Below are 17,189 nucleotides of genomic sequence, written 5' to 3'. Positions count from 1 at the left end.
CGGTGGCCTGGACCTTCCGGCCAAGTCTGGAAAGATGGGGCCGACGATGACGTCGCACCCCAAGGTCTAGGTCAGGGCCGTTAGACACAGCAGTACGTCAACCCGCAGATACAAGGAGCGGACGCATGCCCATCGCAACTCCCGAGGTCTACAACGAGATGCTGGACCGGGCGAAGGCAGGAAAGTTCGCCTACCCGGCCATCAACGTGACCTCCACCCAGACCCTGCACGCGGCCCTGCGCGGATTCGCTGAGGCGGAGAGCGACGGCATCGTCCAGATCTCCACGGGTGGCGCCGAGTTCCTGGGCGGTCAGTACAGCAAGGACATGGTGACCGGCGCGGTCGCCCTGGCCGAGTTCGCGCACATCGTCGGTGAGAAGTACCCGGTGAACATCGCGCTGCACACCGACCACTGCCCCAAGGACAAGCTCGACGGGTACGTACGTCCGCTGCTGGCCCTGTCCCAGAAGCGCGTCGAGGCCGGTCTGAACCCGCTGTTCCAGTCGCACATGTGGGACGGCTCGGCCGAGACCCTCGCCGACAACCTCTCCATCGCTCAGGAGCTGCTGGAGCAGGCCCGCGCCGCGAAGATCATCCTCGAGGTGGAGATCACCCCGACCGGTGGCGAGGAGGACGGCGTCTCCCACGAGATCAACGACTCCCTCTACACGACGGTCGACGACGCGATCCGGACGGCCGAGGCCCTGGGCCTGGGCGAGAAGGGCCGCTACCTGCTCGCCGCGTCCTTCGGCAACGTGCACGGCGTGTACAAGCCGGGCAACGTCGTCCTGCGTCCCGAGCTGCTGAAGGAGCTGAACGAGGGCGTCGCCGCCAAGTTCGGCAAGGGCTCCCCGTTCGACTTCGTCTTCCACGGCGGCTCCGGCTCCTCCGAGGAGGAGATCCGCACCGCGCTGGAGAACGGCGTCGTCAAGATGAACATCGACACCGACACCCAGTACGCGTTCACCCGCCCGGTCGCGGACCACATGTTCCGCAACTACGACGGTGTCCTGAAGGTCGACGGCGAGGTCGGCAACAAGAAGACCTACGACCCGCGCACCTGGGGCAAGCTGGCCGAGGCCTCCATGTCGGCGCGCGTCGCCCAGGCCTGCGGCCACCTGCGCTCGACCGGCACGAAGATCAAGTAAGCCCGCATCGGTCTGCATCGGTCTGCATCGGTTCGCGCCGGTCGGTACCGGTCCACGCCGGTTCGCCCGCGTCGAGCCCGGCACCTGCTCAGGTGCCGGGCTCTTCCCTGTGCTCCCTACATGCCCGATGTCATGCGCCCTGGCCTCGGTAGCCGTCCAACCTGCATGCCCGATGTCATGCGCCTTGGCCTCGGTAGCCGTCCGGTCCGGTCGCGCCGCGGACGGCGGTCCGGTCGTCGCGGCCAAGGGCATATTCTGCCGCCCGCTGCGCCGCAGTGGGCGGCATGGCGCAGACTTGACCCCATGTCCATTCACGAGAACCTTCTCGGGGGCCCGCCCCCGACCCATCTCCCCGACGACCCCGGGCCGCGGGAAATGCTCGCGTCGGGTGCCGCGTCCGCCGAGGTCGCCGGTGCGCACCCCACCTCCTCGCTCGCCTGGGCGCAGCTCGCCGACGAGGCGTTCGAGCGGGGCGCCGCCGTGGAGTCCTACGCGTACGCCCGCACGGGCTACCACCGCGGTCTGGACGCGCTGCGCCGCAACGGCTGGAAGGGCCACGGCCCCGTGCCGTGGGAGCACGAGCCGAACCGCGGCTTCCTGCGCGCCCTGCACGCCCTCGCCCGCGCCGCGCAGGCGATCGGCGAGCAGGAGGAGTACGAGCGCTGCTCCCAGTTCCTGAAGGACTCCTCGCCGACGGCGGCGCAGGTCCTGGGCTGAGAACACGGTCCGTGCACGCGAGGCCCGTCCGCGAAAGGCGGGCCTTGCGGTTTCGGGGGACCATTGCGGAAGATGCCCCTGGGGACCGGGGCCCCCGTGTCGGATTCGGCAGGGGCGGACCGCTACCCGGAGTTATACGCAGGAGACAGCGATGTCCCACGAGGCTCACGAGCCCGAGACCCCGCATCTCGACTTCCACGGCACGACGCCGTACGAGGACTACGTCAAGGCGGACGTGCTCACGCACCTCCAGCACACCCTCTCCGATGATCCCGGAGAGATGGTCTTCCTGGTGACGACCCAGGTGATGGAGCTGTGGTTCACCGTCATCGTCCACGAGTGGGAGACGGCGGCACGCGCGCTCAGGGGTGACGACATCCCCACCGCGACCGCCGCGCTCAAGAGGTCCGTACGCGAGCTGGAGGCGCTCAACCACTCCTGGAGGCCGCTCGCCCAGCTCACACCGGCCCAGTTCAACTCGTACCGCAGCGCCCTCGGCGAGGGCTCCGGCTTCCAGTCGGCGATGTACCGGCGCATGGAGTTCCTGCTCGGCGACAAGTCCGCGTCGATGCTCGTCCCGCACCGGGGCGCCCCGCGCGTGCACGCCGAGCTGGAGAAGGCGCTGCACGAGCCGAGCCTGTACGACGAGGTCGTGCGGCTGCTCGCGCGGCGCGGGTACGACATCCCGAAGGCCGTGCTGGAGCGTGACGTCTCGAAGCGCTACGAGCCGTCGCCGCAGGTGGAGGCGGCCTGGACGGCCGTCTACTCGGGCGACGAGAGCGACGAGGTCGCCCGGCTGGGCGAGGCGCTGAGCGATGTCGCCGAGCTGGTGTGGCGCTGGCGCAACGACCACCTGGTCGCCACCCGCCGTGCCATGGGCGCCAAGACCGGCACCGGCGGTTCCGCCGGGGTGGCGTGGCTGGAGAAGCGCGCGCAGAAGAACGTCTTCCCCGAGCTGTGGACGGCGCGGTCCTATGTCTGAGCTGAGCGTGCGCGCGGAGAAGCTGGACACCGTCGACGAACTGGCCCTCAAGCGCGCCGAGTTCGTCCTCGATGAGACGGTCTACCTGGACGGCAACTCACTGGGCGCGCTGCCCGCCGCCGTGCCCGGCCGGGTCGAGGACGTCGTACGCCGCCAGTGGGGCGAGCTGCGCATCCGGTCGTGGGAGGAGAGCGGCTGGTGGACGGCGCCCGAGCGGATCGGTGACCGGATCGCCCCGCTGGTCGGGGCGGCGCCCGGGCAGATCGTGGTGGGCGACTCGACAAGTGTCAACGTTTTCAAGGCGGTTGTCGGGGCTGTGCGCCTCGCGCGGCTTCGTGATCCCGAGCGGGACGAGATCGTCGTCGACGCCACGACCTTCCCGACCGACGGGTACATCGCCGAGTCCGCCGCCCGGATGACCGGCTGCGTGCTGCGGCCCGTGGCACCGGCGGACGTGCCGGGCGCGCTCGGCGACCGCACCGCCGCCGTCCTCCTCAACCACGTCGACTACCGCACCGGCCGGCTGCACGACCTGCCGGTGCTGACGGCCGCCGTGCACGGGGCGGGCGCCTACGTCGTCTGGGACCTGTGCCACAGCGCGGGCGCGCTCCCGGTGGGGCTGGACGAGCACGGTGTGGATCTCGCGGTCGGCTGCACGTACAAGTACCTGAACGGCGGGCCGGGTTCACCGGCGTACCTGTACGTGCGCCGTGAGCTGCAGGACCGCTTCGACTCGCCGCTGCCCGGCTGGAACTCCCACGCCGAGCCGTTCGGAATGCGCAGCGGGTACGAACCGGCCCCCGGCGCCCTGCGCGGCCGGGTCGGCACGCCGGACATCCTCTCCATGCTCGCCCTGGAGGCGGCTCTGGAGGTGTGGGACGGGGTGCGGGTCGAGGCGGTGCGGCTCAAGTCGCTCGCGCTGACGGACTTCTTCCTGGACTGCGTGGCCGAGTACGTGCCCGAGGGCCGGGTCGAGTGCCTGACGCCGGTGCCGCACGCGGAGCGGGGCAGCCAGATCGCCCTGCGCTGTGACGGGGCCGGTGACGTGATGAAGCGGCTCATGGAGCGGGGTGTGGTCGGCGACTACCGGGCGCCGGACGTGCTGCGCTTCGGCTTCACGCCGCTGTACGTGGGCTTCGCCGACGTGGAGCGGGCGGCGCGGGTGCTGGCGGAGACGCTGGCGTGAGTGACACGTGACGTACGGCGAACGGCACCTGCCGCCAGAGGGGCCGTAGTCCTTGTCCGCCCTCCCGGCGCCTCGGGCGGGCGCCTCGGACGCGGCGGGAGATGACACCGGCCGGCTGCCGCACGCGGCCGTGCCGGGAGCCTCCCTCCTGGTGCCGGAGCCGGTCCAGCGGCCAACAGCACGTGGGAACGCGCCCGCGCGGTCCGGCGGTCGCGTTCCCACGCCGGCGTGAGGACGTCCCGGTCACACCCTGGACGGCACCTCTGCCTTCTCGTCCTGCTCGGCCTCGCCCGCCTCGGATGTGGCGAGCGCCTTGTTGCGGCGCACGGAGGCGAGGAAGGACGCGGCGATCAGGACGACGCCGATCAGGCCGGTGATGATCTCGCTGATCTGGTGCTGGATGGTGATCAGCAGGATCGTGGCGAGGGCACCGATGGCGTAGTGGGCGCCGTGCTCCAGGTAGACGTAGTCGTCGAGGGTGCCCTGGCGGACCAGGTAGACGGTGAGGGAGCGGACGTACATCGCGCCGATGCCGAGGCCGAGCGCCATCCAGAAGATGTGGTTGGTGATGGCGAAGGCGCCGATCACACCGTCGAAGGAGAAGGACGCGTCGAGGACTTCGAGGTAGAGGAAGAGGAAGAACGCGGCCTTGCCTGCGAGGGCGACCGCTGAGACCGGCTTGCCCTCGGCCCCGGCCTTCTCCTCCGCCTCGTGCTCCTGCTCCTGCTCCTGCTCCTCCTCGTCTTCGAGCTTGTCCTCGAAGTAGCCGGAGAGGCCGCCGACCACGAGGTAGGTGATGAGACCGGCGACGCCGGACAGCAGCACGGTGGCGGACTTGTCCGCGTAACCCGTGCTGACGTGGGCGTGGGTGGCGAAGGTCATCGCCGTGGCGAGCAGGACGACGAGCGCGACACAGACCGACAGCATGTCGATCTTGCCGAGCCTGGCCAGCGGGCGCTCCAGCCAGGCGAGCCACTTGATGTCGCGGTCCTCGAAGATGAAGTCCAGGAAGATCATCAGCAGGAACATGCCGCCGAAGGCCGCGATCGCCGGGTGGGCGTCGGTGACCAGGTCCTCGTAGCGCCCGGGTTCGTCGAGGGCGAGCTGGACCGCCTCGACGGGGCCGACCTCGGCGCTGACGGCGACGATCAGGACCGGGAAGACCAGCCGCATGCCGAACACCGCGATCAGGATGCCGATGGTGAGGAAGAACCTCTGCCAGAAGGCGTTCATCTTCTTCAGGATCCCGGCGTTGACGACCGCGTTGTCGAAGGACAGCGAGATCTCCAGGATGGAGAGGATCAGGACGATCCCGAAGGCCTCCCAGCCCCACTGCCACGCGGCGAAGGCAAGGCCGCCCGCCGTGACGGCGAACGACCAGCCGAAGGTACGCAGCACCACCGTCAGCCCTCCGCCTTCACGGCCAGGACCGGGCAGCCCACGCCCAGGAGGATCTGCTGGGCCGCCGAACCCATGATCAGCTTGCCGACCGCGCTGCGGCGCCGCAGCCCGATCACGACCAGGGACGCGTCCGTCTGCTCCGCCAGGTCGATGATCTCCTCGGCGGCGTCACGGGCCCCGAGGACCTGGCGGATGTCGAAGTCGACGCCCAGGGCCGCGAGATCCTCGCGTACGTGGGTCAGGTCGGGCTCGTGGGCGAAGCGCGGGTCCACATACGCGTCACCCCGGGTGGTGTTCACCACCAGCAGCTTCTCGTCGCGCCGACGGGCCTCGTCGATCGCCGCGCGCAGAGCCGCCTGGCCCTCGGGCGAGGGGACGTAGCCGACCAGGATGGTCATCTCGATCTCCAGATGTCTCAGGCGGCGCTACGCGCGCGCAGGGGACGTACGACGAACCGGCCGACCAGCGGCCACACCAGGACCAGCGCGATCGCCGCGTAGACGGTGTACGACACCGGGCCGCCCAGCAGGCCCGACAGCTCACCGCCGGAGAGCTGGAGGGAGCGCCGGCCCTGCAGCTCCGCGCGGGGGCCCAGGATCACGCCGACGATCAGCGGCAGGATCGGCAGCCCGAAGCGGCGCATGCAGAAGCCGAGGAGGCCCAGGGTGAGGAGGAGGAACAGGTCCAGGGGCTGGGCGTTGACGGCGTAGGCGCCCATCGAGGCGAAGAACAGGATGCCCGCGTAGAGGTACGGGCGGGGGATCTGCAGCAGCTTCGCCCAGGCCGGGGCCAGCGGGAGGTTCAGCAGGAGGAGCAGCAGGTTGCCGATGAACAGGCTCGCGATCAGGACCCACACCAGGCTCGCCTCCCGTTCGAAGAGGAGGGGGCCGGGCTGGATGCCGTACGACTGGAAGGCCGCCAGCATGACCGCCGCCGTGGCGTTCGTGGGCAGGCCGATCGCCAGCATCGGGACCAGCGTGCCCGCCGCCGACGCGTTGTTCGCCGCCTCCGGACCCGCCACGCCCTCGATGGCGCCCTTGCCGAATTCCTCGGGGTGCTTGGTCAGCCGCTTCTCCGTGGCGTACGACAGGAAGGTCGGGATCTCGGCGCCTCCGGCCGGCAGCGCGCCGAACGGGAAGCCGAACGCCGTGCCGCGCAGCCAGGGCTTCCAGGACCGACGCCAGTCCTTCTTGCCCATCCACGGGCGCCCGACCGGGATCACCTCGGTCGGCTTGCGCCGCAGATGCGCGGCCACCCACAGCGCCTCGCCGACGGCGAAGATGCCGACCGCCACCACGACGACGTCGATGCCGTCGGCCAGCTGCGGGACGCCCAGGGTCAGGCGCTGCTGGCCGGACACCGAGTCGATGCCGACCAGGCCGATCGTCAGGCCCAGCGCCAGGGAGACGAAACCTCTGACGCGGGAGGACCCCAGCACGGACGTCACCGCGATGAACGCCAGCAGCATCAGCGCGAAGTAGTCGGGCGCGCCCAGGCTGACCGCGAAGTCCACCACGAACGGTGTGACCAGGACCAGCAGCAGGGTGCCGATCGTGCCGGCCACGAAGGAGCCGATCGCCGCCGTGGCGAGGGCCTGGGCCGCCCGGCCCGCCTTCGCCATCCTGTTGCCCTCGATCGCGGTGACCACGGACGAGGACTCGCCGGGGGTGTTCAGCAGGATCGACGTCGTCGAACCGCCGTACATACCGCCGTAGAAGATGCCGGCGAACATGATGAACGCCTGCACCGGCTCCATGCCGTACGTCACCGGCAGCAGCAGGGCCACCGTCATCGCCGGGCCGATGCCCGGCAGGACGCCCACCGCGGTGCCGATGACGACGCCGGTCAGGGCGAGCAGCAGGTTCATCGGGGCCATGACGTCCGCGAAGCCCTGCATGAGGTTGTTCAGATTGTCCATCGCCCAGGCCTCACAGGATTCCTTGCAGGACACCGGCGGGGAGGTTCACGCCGAGGCCGATCGCGAACGCGTAGAACGTCGTCAGGGACAGCGTCACCGCGATCAGGAGGTTGCGGATGTAGTGCCGGTTGCCGAGGGCGAACGCCGTGCCCCAGAACAGCAGGGCACCGCTGATCACCCAGCCGAGCCGCTCGATGAGCAGCGCGTTCGCCAGGAACACGCCGATCAGTAGCAGCACGGTGCGCCAGTCGCTCCCCTGGGACAGGTCGACGTCCTCGCCGGCCTCCGGCTCACCGCGGCCGCCCCGGGCCACGTCGACGGCGTACAGCACCGCGAGCAGGATGAGCAGGCCGCCCAGGATCAGGGGCACCGCGCGCGGCCCGACCGGGTCGATGCCGCTGGTGACGTGCGGGATGCCGAGGGCGTCCACGATCACGGCGGCGCCCAGCAGGGCGAGGAACGCGCACACGCCGTACTGTGCGCGGTCCCCGCCCTCCCGGGGACGGGAGTCCTCCGCGGTCCGTTCCTCTGCCTGGGAGCTCATGCCAGCCCGAGCTCTGCCAGCAGGTCGGCGACCGCCTTGTCCTGCTCGGTCAGGTAGCTGCCGAACTCGTCACCGGTCTGGAACGCGTCGACCCAGCCGTTCTTCTCCAGCTGCGTCTTCCACTCGTCGGATTCGTGCATCTTGGTCAGCGCGTCGACCCAGGTCTGCTTCTGCTCGTCGGTGATGCCCGGAGGAGCGACGATGCCACGCCAGTTGGTGAAGACCAGGTCGATGCCGGAGTCCTTGAGGGTGGGCGCGTCCTTCAGCGCGTCGACCGGCTTCTCGCTGCTGACCGCGAGCACCCGCACCTGGCCCGCCTCGACCTGGTCGAGGAACTCACCGAAGCCGCTCGCCCCGAAGGCGATCTTGTTGCCGAGAAGGGCCGGAAGCAGCTCGCCACCGCCGTCGTACGAGACGTAGTTGACGTCGGCCGGCTTGATGCCGACCGCCTTGGCCAGCTGCATCGGGAGCAGGTGGTCGGGGCCGCCCGGCGAGGAGCCGCCGCCCACCGCGAGCTTCTTGGGGTTCTTCTTCCAAGCGGTGACGAGGTCGTCGATCGTCTTGTACGGGGAGTCCTTCGGCACGACGATCGCGCCGGCCTCCTCGATCAGCCTGGCGAGCGGTGTGGTGTCGGTGAGCGTCACCTTGGACTTCTGGGTGTACGAGGCTCCGACGACACCGAGGCCCATCTGCATGGCCATCTTGCCGTTGCCCTTCTCGTTCACCAGGCGCTGCAGGCCGACCGTGCCGCTGGCGCCGGGCAGGTTGAACACCTGGACACCGGAGGCGACCTTGGTGTCCTGCATCACCTGGGAGACGGTGCGGGCGGTGAGGTCGTACCCGCTGCCAGGGGTGTTGGGGACCATGAAGCGGAGGCCGGTCACAGGCTTCGAGGCCCCGCCTCCGCTCCCGGACTCCTCTTTGTCGGCGGTGGCGCCGCAGGCGCTGACCGCGATCATGGATACGGCAGCAAGAGCTCCGACAAGTGCGGCTCGTCGCGTTCTCATGGCTCATCTCTTTCGCTTGGGCCGATCCGGAGCCATGAGTGTGCGATTCCTGAGATATCCTGTCTCGGTTGTGTGACCATTGAAGATTGAGTTCATTGTGGTCCCGACGTCACGGGTGTCATGACGTCACGCGGCTGTCGTTCGTGCCGCCCTCCGTCGAGGGTCACCCAGCGTGACATCCCCGTGTCCGCGCATGTCGCGCGCACTGATACCGTCCCGGCCAATGGCCGACCCCCCCCACCTGGTCCGCCATAGACGTTCAAGCGCTGAGAGGGTGGAGCATGACGGACGACGTCGCAGCAGCACGGGCCGCCGCCGAGGAGAAGTCGGTGTTCTCCCACGCGCCCGTCGCCCCCGACGCCACCGCCGCCTACGGCGACCACTCCGACCAGGTGATCGACTTCTACGCCCCGCGCGGGCAGGGCGGCCCCGGCGGGCCCGCCCCGGTCGTCCTCGTGCTGCACGGCGGTGCCTGGCGGGCACCGTACGACCGGCGTCACATCAGCCCGTTCGCGGCCTTCCTCGCCCGTCGCGGGTTCGCCGTGGCCAGTGCCGAGTACCGGCGCGGTGGTGACGACGACTCCGTCGCCGGCCGCTGGCCCGACACCTTCGACGACGTCGCGGCCGCGCTGGACGCCCTCCCCCGCCTGGTACGGGAGTTGCTGCCGGGGGCCGACCCGCGCCGTACGGTCCTCACCGGTCACTCGGCGGGCGGGCATCTCGCACTCTGGGGCGCGGCCCGGCACGTCCTGCCCGGCGGCTCGCCCTGGCGCGACGACAACGCGGCGGCCCTGCGCGGCGTGGTCGCCCTCGCCCCGATCGCGGACCTCGCGATCGCCGACAAGCTGGACGTGTGCGGGGGTGCCGTACGGCAACTCCTGGGCGGGGACGAGCACTTCGCCGAGCGGCAGCCGTACGCGGACCCGGCACTGCTGCTGCCCACGGGTGTCGCCACGATCCTCGTCCAGGGCCGCACGGACCTCGACGTGCCGCAGGCGGTCGCCGAGTCGTACGCGGAGGCGGCGGCCAAGGCCGGGGAGATGGTGGGGGTGACGCTGCTGGAGGACGTGGGGCACTTCCCGCTCATCGACCCGGCGGCGGACGCGTGCGCGGTGGTGGTGGAGGAGATCGCCCAACTGGCTTGGTGAGGGGTCGTGTTGGTGGCGGTGGCAGTGGCGGTGGTGGCTGCGGTAGCCGTGTCGGCGGTGTGTGCGGTGTCGGCGGTGTTGGCGGGATCGGCCGTGTTGGTGGTGTGGGCGGTGTCGGCGGTGTCGGTGGTGTGGGTCGCCGTCGTGGCGTACCCGGTGCAGCTTCGCGGGGCGTACCCGTGGGGCGCTCGTGGGGCGGTGCCCGTAGGCCCGTCGCCGAGGGCGTTCGCGGGGAGTACTCGTAGGGCGGTTGCCAGCCGTACCCGTAGGGCGGTCCCCGGTCGTACCCGTAGTACCTGAGAGCTAGGCCGCAGGTGAGTCCTGCGGCGGGACGCGGACGACGAGGGCGGCTCCGTAATTTCCCTTCCACACGGACCCGATGGCCGGGTGCGGTGGAGGGGGACGACCGTGGGGTTCGCATCGAGGTACCGCCGTCGCGTCGGGCGGTGGCGCCGGGCCGCGCTCGCCGTCCTCGTCACGGGTGCGGTGGTTGTCCCTCTTTCCGGGGCGGTGCGACCCGAGATTCCCGCACCGCCACCCGCCTCCCTCGCTCCTCTCAGCGCCTCGACGCTCGACGAGGCGTACGCGGCCAACCGTGCCAACGCCGCCGAGGCGGCCCGCATGGCCGCCGCTCACCATGACCGGGGCCGTGCCGCGAGAGACCGTTCCCTGGCCGGACCGGCCCGGCACCTCCTCGCGTTCGACGGCCGCGGCTCAGGCCGGGTGACGGAGGTCCTGGGCGACCTCGCCCGCGCCGACCGCATCGCCGTCCTGGTCCCCGGCTCCGACACGAGCCTCGACACCTACGGCCGGTTCCACGCGGCCGCCGCCGCCCTGTACGGGCAGCTCGTGCGGCAGGCCCCCGGGGGCACGCGCACGGCGGTCGTGGCCTGGCTGGGCTACGAGACGCCGGGCACGGTCAGCGCGACGGTCACGACGACCGGCCGGGCGGAGCAGGCGGCCCCGCGGCTGCGGGCCCTGGTGGCCGACCTGCGTTCCATGACCGGCGGCGGACCGCGTATCTCGTTGCTGTGCCATTCGTACGGCTCGGTCGTCTGCGGCCGGGCCGCCGCCGGGCTCGCCGTCGACGACATCGCGCTGGTCGGCAGCCCCGGCACCGGCGCGGCCTCCGCCACCGGCCTGCGCACCCGCGCCCGCGTCTGGGCGGCCCGGGGCGGCGAGGACTGGGTGGAGAACATCCCGCACGTCAGCGCATCCCTGTTCGGCACCACCGTCGGCTTCGGAACCGACCCCGTCTCCCCGGCTTTCGGCGCCCGGGTCTTCGCGGCAGGCGACGGCGGTCACAGCGACTACTTCAGGCCCGGCTCGACCTCCCTGACCAACCTGACCCGGATCGTCCTGGGCGAGACCAAGGCGGTGACTCATGACTGACATCGGCGTACGTGGCGGTGAGGTGAGCGGAGGTGAGGCGATCGGCGGTGAGGTGAGCGGCAGGGAGCTGAGTGGCAGAGAGCTGAGCGGCAGTGGCCCGCCTGGCGCCGGCCCGCGTGGCGCCGGCCCCCGCGGCATCGGCCCTCGTGTTGCCGGCCTTCGCGGCATCAGCCTGCGCGAACTCCGCGCAGGCCTGCGCCATGGTGCCGACCGTGGTGCCGACCGCATAGGCTCTGCCACCCCGCCCGGCCGCGACCGGGCCGTGGACGCCCTGCGTGCCGCCGCCGTCCTCGGTGTCGTCCTCGGGCACTGGCTGGTCACGGCACTCGTCGCCGACAGCGGCACGCTGCGCACGGCCAGCCCTCTCCAGCACATGCCCTGGCTGACGCCCGTCTCGTGGCTGTTCCAGACGCTCGCGGTGTTCTTCCTGGTCGGTGGCCATGTGGCGACGCGCAGCCATGCCTCGGCCCGGACCCGGGGCGTCCCGTACCACCGCTGGCTGGCGGCCCGGCTGTCCCGGCTGTTCCTACCGGTCGCCGCCGTCCTCGGCCTGTGGACGGTCGCCGCGCTCGCGCTGCTGCTGTCGGGCGCGGAGTTCATGACGGTGCGGACGCTCGTGAAACTGGCCCTGTCCCCGCTGTGGTTCCTCGTGGTGTTCGCGGCCCTGACGGCGGCGACCCCGCTGCTGACCCGGCTGAACCCGCTCTGGCCGCTGGCCGTCGTCCTGCACGTGGACCTGCTGCGCTTCGGCCTCGGCGGCCCCTCCTGGCTGGGCTGGGTGAACGTGGCGGCGGGCTGGCTGGTGCCCTACACGCTGGGCGCGGCCTGGACCCGGGGCGAGCTGGAGCACCGCCGCGCCGGCTGGGTGCTGCTCGCCGGCGGTGCGGCGGCGACCGCGGGGCTCGTCGCGTGGGCGGGCTATCCGGCGTCGATGGTCGGCGTCCCGGGGGAGGGCATGTCCAACCTGGACCCGCCGACGCTGGCCGTCGTCACCTTCGGGCTGGCCCAGTGCGGTCTCGCCCTGCTGCTGCGCGAGCGGCTGCGGCACGCGATGCGCCGGCCCGTGGCGTGGGCGGCGGTGGCCCTCGTCAACGTCTCCGCGATGACCGTCTTCCTGTGGCACCAGACGGCCCTGATGGCCACGACGGCCACCGGCCTCCTCGTGGGCCGGCTCCCCGGTCTGCACACGGTGCCCGACGGTCTCGGCTGGGTCGGGGCCCGGCTCCTGTGGCTGCCCGTGTTCGCCCTGGCCCTCGCCGTCTGCGGGGCCGCCTTCCGTTCCATCGAGCAGAGCGGTGCCGACCTGGGCCGCCGGTCGCGGGTGGTGCGGGCGCACCGTCCGCCCGGCCGGGGGACAGCGTCGAAGGCGCGCCATGTCTAGGCTGGGCCGCGTGACGGACACGGGGGTGGGCCGCGCGCTGCGAGCGCGGGTCAGGGGCTGGCTGCGGGTGCTGCGCCAGGACCTGTGGACTGCCCGCGCGGACCCGCTGCCGCCCTCCACCTGGCTGCGCTGGCTGCCGCACGGGCTGGTGTGCCTGGCCGCGTTCGGCGTCACCTTCGGCGCGGTGGGGCAGCTCGTCGACAACGGCGGGGTGGGTCCGCAGATCGCCTTCCCGCTCGGGCTGGCGCAGGGCGGTGCAATGGTGCTCGCGCTGTGGCGGCCCATCTCGGCGTGGTGGCTGTCGACGGCGGCCATGGTGCTGGGCGCCCTCGAGGTGCGCCGCCAGCTGCTGGCCGGTGGCGCCCCCGACTTCACCTGGCCCTGGACATCGGCGGGGATCATCGGGCACATGGCGGTGTTGCTGCTGCTCGCCCTGCGGGTGCGCACCCGGGTGTCCGTCGAGGCGCTCGCGCTGACCGTGCTCCCCACCTACGTCGTCCAAGGGCTGCTGGGCGCGGGCGGCTATCAGCCCACCGGGGTGCTCGCGGTCACCCTGTTCGCCGTCGTCGTGGTGCTCGGCACCGCCCTGCGCGGCCGTCGCGAGGCCCGGGCGCAACTCGTCGAGCAGACCACGCTCACCGCCGAGGAGCGCACCCGGCGCACCCTGCTGGAGGAGCGCAGCCGCATCGCCCGGGAGCTGCACGACGTGGTGGCCCACCACATGTCGGTCATCTCCATCCAGGCGCAGGTCGCTCCGCACCTCGTCGAGAACCCGCCCGACGAGCTCAGGGAGAACCTCGCGGGCATCCGGCAGAACGCGCTGGAGGCGCTGACCGAGCTGCGCCGGGTGCTGGGCGTACTGCGCTCGGAGCACCCCGGGCCCGGGGTGCCGTCCGCCGGGCCGGGCGGCGACGCCGTTCCGCACGCCCCGCAGCCCGACCTCGACCGGCTGGACGCCCTGGTGGAGAACACCCGGGCCGTCGGCCGCGAGGTCCTCACCGAGATCAACGGCGAGCGGCGCCCGCTGCCGCCCGGCGTGGAACTGTCGGCGTACCGGATCGTGCAGGAGGCGCTGAGCAACGCCCTGCGGCACGCGCCTGGCGCGAGGATCACGGTCCGTCTCACCTACGAGCCGGACGGCCTGGAGGTGGAGGTCGTCAACGGCCGTCCGACCGGGCCCGCGCCGCCGTCCACGGGGGCGGGGCACGGACTGCTCGGCATGCGGGAGCGGGTCGCGATGCTCGGTGGCACCATGACGGCGCACCCGTGGCACTGGGACGGCTTCAAGGTCACCGCGTTCCTCCCCGACATCCCGCCCGCCGACGCCCCGGGCACCGACCCCATCACGGCCCCCAGGAAAGGGATCTCATGACGAGCGGCACCGGCGACCCCATCCGGGTCCTCATCGTCGACGACCAGGCGATGGTCCGGCAGGGCTTCACCGTGCTGCTCGGCACCCAGCCCGACATAGAGGTCGTCGGCGACGCGAAGGACGGAGAGGGCGGTGTCGCGAAGGCCGCCGAGACCGCCCCGGACGTCGTCCTCATGGACATCCGCATGCCCGGCATCGGCGGCATCGAGGCCACCGAGCGCATCACCAGCGCGTACCCGGACATCAGGGTGCTGGTGCTCACCACGTTCGACCTCGACGAGTACGTGTACGACGCGCTGCGCGCCGGGGCCTCCGGGTTCCTGCTGAAGGACGCGTCGTCGGAGCAGCTCGCCGAGGCGGTCCGGGTGGTCGCGGCCGGGGACGCGCTGCTCGCACCGGTCATCACGCGCAAGCTCATCGCCGAGTTCTCCCGGCTGGACGGCAGACCCCGCGTCCCGCTCAAGGAACGCGTCGGCGACCTCACCGAGCGGGAGACGGAGGTGCTCGCGCTGATCGCGCAGGGCCTGTCGAACGCGGAGATCTCCCGGCACCTGTTCGTGGCCGAGCAGACGGTGAAGACCCACGTCGGCCGGATCCTGGTGAAGCTGGGCCTCCGGGACCGGACGCAGGCCGCGGTGTTCGCCTACGAGTCGGGGCTGGTGCGACCGTCGGGGTACTGAGAGCGGTGCCGATCCTCCCGGTCACCTCCGTGGTAGCCGATCCTTCCCGATCACCTCCGTAGCGCCGGGAGCCGGGGTGCAGCCGCGCACCATCCGGTCCACGCGCGGCCGATCCTCCCCTGTCACCCCCGTAGGAGCCGATCCTCCCCGGTCACCTCCGTAGCGGCCGATCCTCCCCGGTCCCCCCCGTAGTACCTGAGAGGGACGCCCTATGACCCCTCTCACTGGGGACGACCGCGACCCCGGGGTGCGCCTACCGTTCTGTACGTGACCGAGACGACTCACATGCAGACCCCGCCGCCGGGGGCCGGGGCCAAGCCGCGCAGCCCGGAGTACCGGGTGGCCGTGGACTCCCTGCGCGGCCTGCGCCAGGACCTCTTCCATGACGCCTTCGCCTACCGGCCGCTGGCCCGCAGGAGCACGAGCGGGCGGTTCCTCCGGCGGCTGCCGGCCAGGCCGCGGGAGTACGCGGCGTGGGCGCCGCACGCCTTGATCATCCTGGCCGCTCTGATCACCCTGCTGCTGTCCAGCGCCAGCGTCGACACCGGCGGCCTGGCGCCGCTGATGGTGCCGCTGACCGTGCTCCCGGTGCTGATGACCATGACCCGGCCGGTGGGGGCGTTCTGGCTGTCGATGGCCGCCACCCCGATCACCGGCATGTTCGGCAGCGGCTGGGGCCAATGGCCGTGGCAGGCCGGCAGCTTCGCCTGCCATCTCACGGTGCTGACGGTCGTGGCGATACGCACCAGGCCGCGCACGGCGGGGTGGATGTGGGCGCTGACCGCGCTGTACGCCCTCGTCGCCGACACCGGCACTGGTCCGAACGACATGTACGGCACCAACTCCGGCCCCATGCTGGTCCTGTCGGCCATGATCCTGCTCTGCGTCACCGTCTGGCACGTCCGGCGCCACGCCGAGCAGGAGGTCACCGCCCAGCTGACGGTCACCGCGCACGAGCGCTCCCGCCGCACCCTGCTGGAGGAGCGCACCACCATCGCCCGCGAGTTGCACGACGTCGTCGCGCACCACATGTCGGTCGTCGCCATCCAGGCGGAGGCCGCGCCCTACCGGGTGGACAACCCGCCGCCGGAGCTGGAGAAGGCGTTCGCCACGATCCGGGAGAACGCGGTGGCGGCCCTGACCGAACTGCGCCGCGTGCTGGGCGTCGTGCGCGCCGAGGACTACGAGGCCCCGGACGCCCCGCAGCCCACGCTCGCCGACCTGGACGGACTGCTGGCCAACGTGCGGGAGGCCGGGCTGACGGTGGACAAGGCGGTGACCGGGGCGGTGCGGGAACTGCCGCAGGGCGTGGAGCTGTCGGCGTACCGCATCGTGCAGGAGGCGCTGAGCAACTCCCTGCGGCACGCGCCGGGCGCGACGGCCCGCGTCGAGATCGGGTACGTTCTCGGCGGCCTGGGCCTGCGCATAGTCAACGGCCCGCCGCCCAACCCGAGCCTGATCAAGCCCTCGCCCGGCGCCGGGCACGGCATCACGGGCATGCGGGAGCGGGTGTCGATGCTGAACGGCGAGATGACGGCGGGCGGCACCGACGACGGAGGGTATGAGGTGACGGTGTTCCTGCCGGTCACCCTGCCGGACGAGGACGACGCATGACCATCCGGGTCCTGATCGCGGACGACCAGATGATGGTGCGCGAAGGTTTCTCGGTCCTGCTGAACGCGATGCCGGACATCGAGGTCGTCGGCGAGGCGGTGAACGGCCGGGAGGCCGTCACCAAGGTCCGCGAGCTCGCTCCGGACGTGGTGCTGATGGACATCCGCATGCCCGAGCTGAACGGCATCGAGGCGACGCGCGAGATCGTCGCCGCCGACGGCGCGGCGAAGGTGCTGGTGCTGACCACCTTCGATCTCGACGAGTACGTGTACCAGGCGCTGCGCGCGGGTGCCTCCGGATTCCTCCTCAAGGACGCCTCGGCCCGTCAGCTCGCCGACGGAGTGCGCGTGGTGGCCTCCGGGGAGGCCCTGCTGGCTCCGTCGGTGACCAGACGGCTGATCACCGAGTTCTCCAAGCTGTCCGCGACCCCGCGCCTGATGCCGTCCGCGCAGGCGGCGTACGGGGACCTCACCGACCGGGAGACGGAGGTGCTGGTCCTCATCGCGCAGGGCCTGTCGAACTCGGAGATCGCGCAGCGGCTGGTGGTCGCCGAGTCGACGATCAAGACGCATGTCAGCCGGATCCTGGTGAAGCTGGGTCTGAGGGACCGGACCCAGGCGGCGGTGTTCGCCTACGAGGCGCGGTTGGTGACGCCGGGGTGACGAGCGGGCGCCACCCCTGGTCAGAGCGGGGGCTGCC

Annotated in this window: 16 protein-coding genes; 11 read left to right on the top strand and 5 right to left on the bottom strand. The window is 71.6% G+C overall.

From position 1 onward, the window contains the following. Positions 1-125: 125 nt before the first annotated feature. The 4 genes from fbaA (at position 126) to kynU (ending at position 4,033) form a co-directional block, all read left to right on the top strand. Positions 126-1,148: a class II fructose-bisphosphate aldolase gene (fbaA, locus tag QNO09_RS01315; protein ID WP_283968125.1), complete on the top strand. Its 1,023-nt coding sequence runs from the start codon at positions 126-128 to the stop codon at positions 1,146-1,148. Between the two features lie 303 nt (positions 1,149-1,451). Beyond that, positions 1,452-1,865 carry a DUF3151 domain-containing protein gene (locus tag QNO09_RS01310; RefSeq protein ID WP_283968124.1) on the top strand — a complete coding sequence of 138 codons (414 nt, stop codon included), beginning with the start codon at positions 1,452-1,454 and terminating at the stop codon, positions 1,863-1,865. Positions 1,866-2,016: 151 nt separating this feature from the next. Then, positions 2,017-2,847 carry a tryptophan 2,3-dioxygenase family protein gene (locus tag QNO09_RS01305; RefSeq protein WP_283968123.1) on the top strand — a complete coding sequence of 277 codons (831 nt, stop codon included), beginning with the start codon at positions 2,017-2,019 and terminating at the stop codon, positions 2,845-2,847. Further along, positions 2,840-4,033, top strand: coding sequence for a kynureninase (gene kynU / locus QNO09_RS01300; RefSeq protein WP_283968122.1), 1,194 nt, complete (start codon positions 2,840-2,842; stop codon positions 4,031-4,033). Before QNO09_RS01305 ends, kynU begins: the two co-directional genes overlap by 8 nt. Before the next feature lie 243 nt (positions 4,034-4,276). Here the strand turns inward: kynU and QNO09_RS01295 are convergent, their stop codons facing one another. The 5 genes from QNO09_RS01295 to QNO09_RS01275 are packed head-to-tail and all read right to left on the bottom strand — an operon-like array spanning position 4,277 to position 8,903. Then, on the bottom strand, positions 4,277-5,434 hold the full coding sequence (locus QNO09_RS01295; protein WP_283968121.1) for a DUF475 domain-containing protein: 1,158 nt from the start codon (positions 5,432-5,434) through the stop codon (positions 4,277-4,279). Between the two features lie 2 nt (positions 5,435-5,436). Then, on the bottom strand, positions 5,437-5,832 hold the full coding sequence (locus QNO09_RS01290) for a universal stress protein (RefSeq protein WP_283968120.1): 396 nt from the start codon (positions 5,830-5,832) through the stop codon (positions 5,437-5,439). 17 nt (positions 5,833-5,849) lie between these two features. Continuing rightward, positions 5,850-7,352, bottom strand: coding sequence for a tripartite tricarboxylate transporter permease (locus QNO09_RS01285; protein ID WP_283968119.1), 1,503 nt, complete (start codon positions 7,350-7,352; stop codon positions 5,850-5,852). A gap of 10 nt (positions 7,353-7,362) precedes the next feature. Further along, the gene (locus tag QNO09_RS01280) at positions 7,363-7,896 is read right to left on the bottom strand and encodes a tripartite tricarboxylate transporter TctB family protein (protein ID WP_283968118.1); all 534 of its coding nucleotides are present in this window, start codon (positions 7,894-7,896) and stop codon (positions 7,363-7,365) included. After that, entirely contained in the window at positions 7,893-8,903 is a 1,011-nt protein-coding gene (locus tag QNO09_RS01275) for a Bug family tripartite tricarboxylate transporter substrate binding protein (protein WP_283968117.1), read from the bottom strand. The genes QNO09_RS01280 and QNO09_RS01275 overlap by 4 nt, the downstream gene beginning before the upstream one ends. Before the next feature lie 281 nt (positions 8,904-9,184). On the opposite strand from QNO09_RS01275, the gene QNO09_RS01270 reads away from it, so the two are divergent. The 7 genes from QNO09_RS01270 (at position 9,185) to QNO09_RS01240 (ending at position 17,152) form a co-directional block, all read left to right on the top strand. Next, positions 9,185-10,051, top strand: coding sequence for an alpha/beta hydrolase (locus QNO09_RS01270; protein ID WP_283968116.1), 867 nt, complete (start codon positions 9,185-9,187; stop codon positions 10,049-10,051). A gap of 408 nt (positions 10,052-10,459) precedes the next feature. Then, positions 10,460-11,443: an alpha/beta hydrolase gene (locus QNO09_RS01265; RefSeq protein ID WP_283968115.1), complete on the top strand. Its 984-nt coding sequence runs from the start codon at positions 10,460-10,462 to the stop codon at positions 11,441-11,443. Then, positions 11,436-12,824 (top strand): acyltransferase family protein, encoded by a 1,389-nt coding sequence (locus QNO09_RS01260; RefSeq protein ID WP_283968114.1) that lies wholly within the window; start codon positions 11,436-11,438, stop codon positions 12,822-12,824. The genes QNO09_RS01265 and QNO09_RS01260 overlap by 8 nt, the downstream gene beginning before the upstream one ends. After that, the gene (locus QNO09_RS01255) at positions 12,817-14,196 is read left to right on the top strand and encodes a sensor histidine kinase (RefSeq protein WP_283968113.1); all 1,380 of its coding nucleotides are present in this window, start codon (positions 12,817-12,819) and stop codon (positions 14,194-14,196) included. The genes QNO09_RS01260 and QNO09_RS01255 overlap by 8 nt, the downstream gene beginning before the upstream one ends. Continuing rightward, positions 14,193-14,876 carry a response regulator gene (locus QNO09_RS01250; protein WP_283968112.1) on the top strand — a complete coding sequence of 228 codons (684 nt, stop codon included), beginning with the start codon at positions 14,193-14,195 and terminating at the stop codon, positions 14,874-14,876. The genes QNO09_RS01255 and QNO09_RS01250 overlap by 4 nt, the downstream gene beginning before the upstream one ends. 267 nt (positions 14,877-15,143) lie before the next feature. Next, positions 15,144-16,490, top strand: a complete 1,347-nt coding sequence (locus QNO09_RS01245; protein WP_283968111.1) for a sensor histidine kinase — start codon at positions 15,144-15,146, stop codon at positions 16,488-16,490. Continuing rightward, positions 16,487-17,152: a response regulator gene (locus QNO09_RS01240; RefSeq protein WP_283968110.1), complete on the top strand. Its 666-nt coding sequence runs from the start codon at positions 16,487-16,489 to the stop codon at positions 17,150-17,152. Before QNO09_RS01245 ends, QNO09_RS01240 begins: the two co-directional genes overlap by 4 nt. The last annotated feature ends 37 nt before the right edge of the window (positions 17,153-17,189 follow it).

It is taken from the genome of Streptomyces sp. 378, from assembly GCF_030124145.1.
In the GTDB taxonomy this organism is placed as follows: domain Bacteria; phylum Actinomycetota; class Actinomycetes; order Streptomycetales; family Streptomycetaceae; genus Streptomyces.
This window is presented reverse-complemented; position numbering and strand designations above follow the sequence as displayed.

Bases quoted from the DNA above. Each gene is read 5' to 3' on its own strand.
- fbaA (WP_283968125.1), top strand. From the start codon at position 126: ATGCCCATCGCAACTCCCGAGGTCTACAACGAGATGCTGGACCGGGCG.
- QNO09_RS01310 (WP_283968124.1), top strand. From the start codon at position 1,452: ATGTCCATTCACGAGAACCTTCTCGGGGGCCCGCCCCCGACCCATCTC.
- QNO09_RS01305 (WP_283968123.1), top strand. From the start codon at position 2,017: ATGTCCCACGAGGCTCACGAGCCCGAGACCCCGCATCTCGACTTCCAC.
- kynU (WP_283968122.1), top strand. From the start codon at position 2,840: ATGTCTGAGCTGAGCGTGCGCGCGGAGAAGCTGGACACCGTCGACGAA.
- QNO09_RS01290 (WP_283968120.1), bottom strand. From the start codon at position 5,832: ATGACCATCCTGGTCGGCTACGTCCCCTCGCCCGAGGGCCAGGCGGCT.
- QNO09_RS01285 (WP_283968119.1), bottom strand. From the start codon at position 7,352: ATGGACAATCTGAACAACCTCATGCAGGGCTTCGCGGACGTCATGGCC.
- QNO09_RS01280 (WP_283968118.1), bottom strand. From the start codon at position 7,896: ATGAGCTCCCAGGCAGAGGAACGGACCGCGGAGGACTCCCGTCCCCGG.
- QNO09_RS01275 (WP_283968117.1), bottom strand. From the start codon at position 8,903: ATGAGAACGCGACGAGCCGCACTTGTCGGAGCTCTTGCTGCCGTATCC.
- QNO09_RS01270 (WP_283968116.1), top strand. From the start codon at position 9,185: ATGACGGACGACGTCGCAGCAGCACGGGCCGCCGCCGAGGAGAAGTCG.
- QNO09_RS01260 (WP_283968114.1), top strand. From the start codon at position 11,436: ATGACTGACATCGGCGTACGTGGCGGTGAGGTGAGCGGAGGTGAGGCG.
- QNO09_RS01255 (WP_283968113.1), top strand. From the start codon at position 12,817: ATGTCTAGGCTGGGCCGCGTGACGGACACGGGGGTGGGCCGCGCGCTG.
- QNO09_RS01250 (WP_283968112.1), top strand. From the start codon at position 14,193: ATGACGAGCGGCACCGGCGACCCCATCCGGGTCCTCATCGTCGACGAC.
- QNO09_RS01240 (WP_283968110.1), top strand. From the start codon at position 16,487: ATGACCATCCGGGTCCTGATCGCGGACGACCAGATGATGGTGCGCGAA.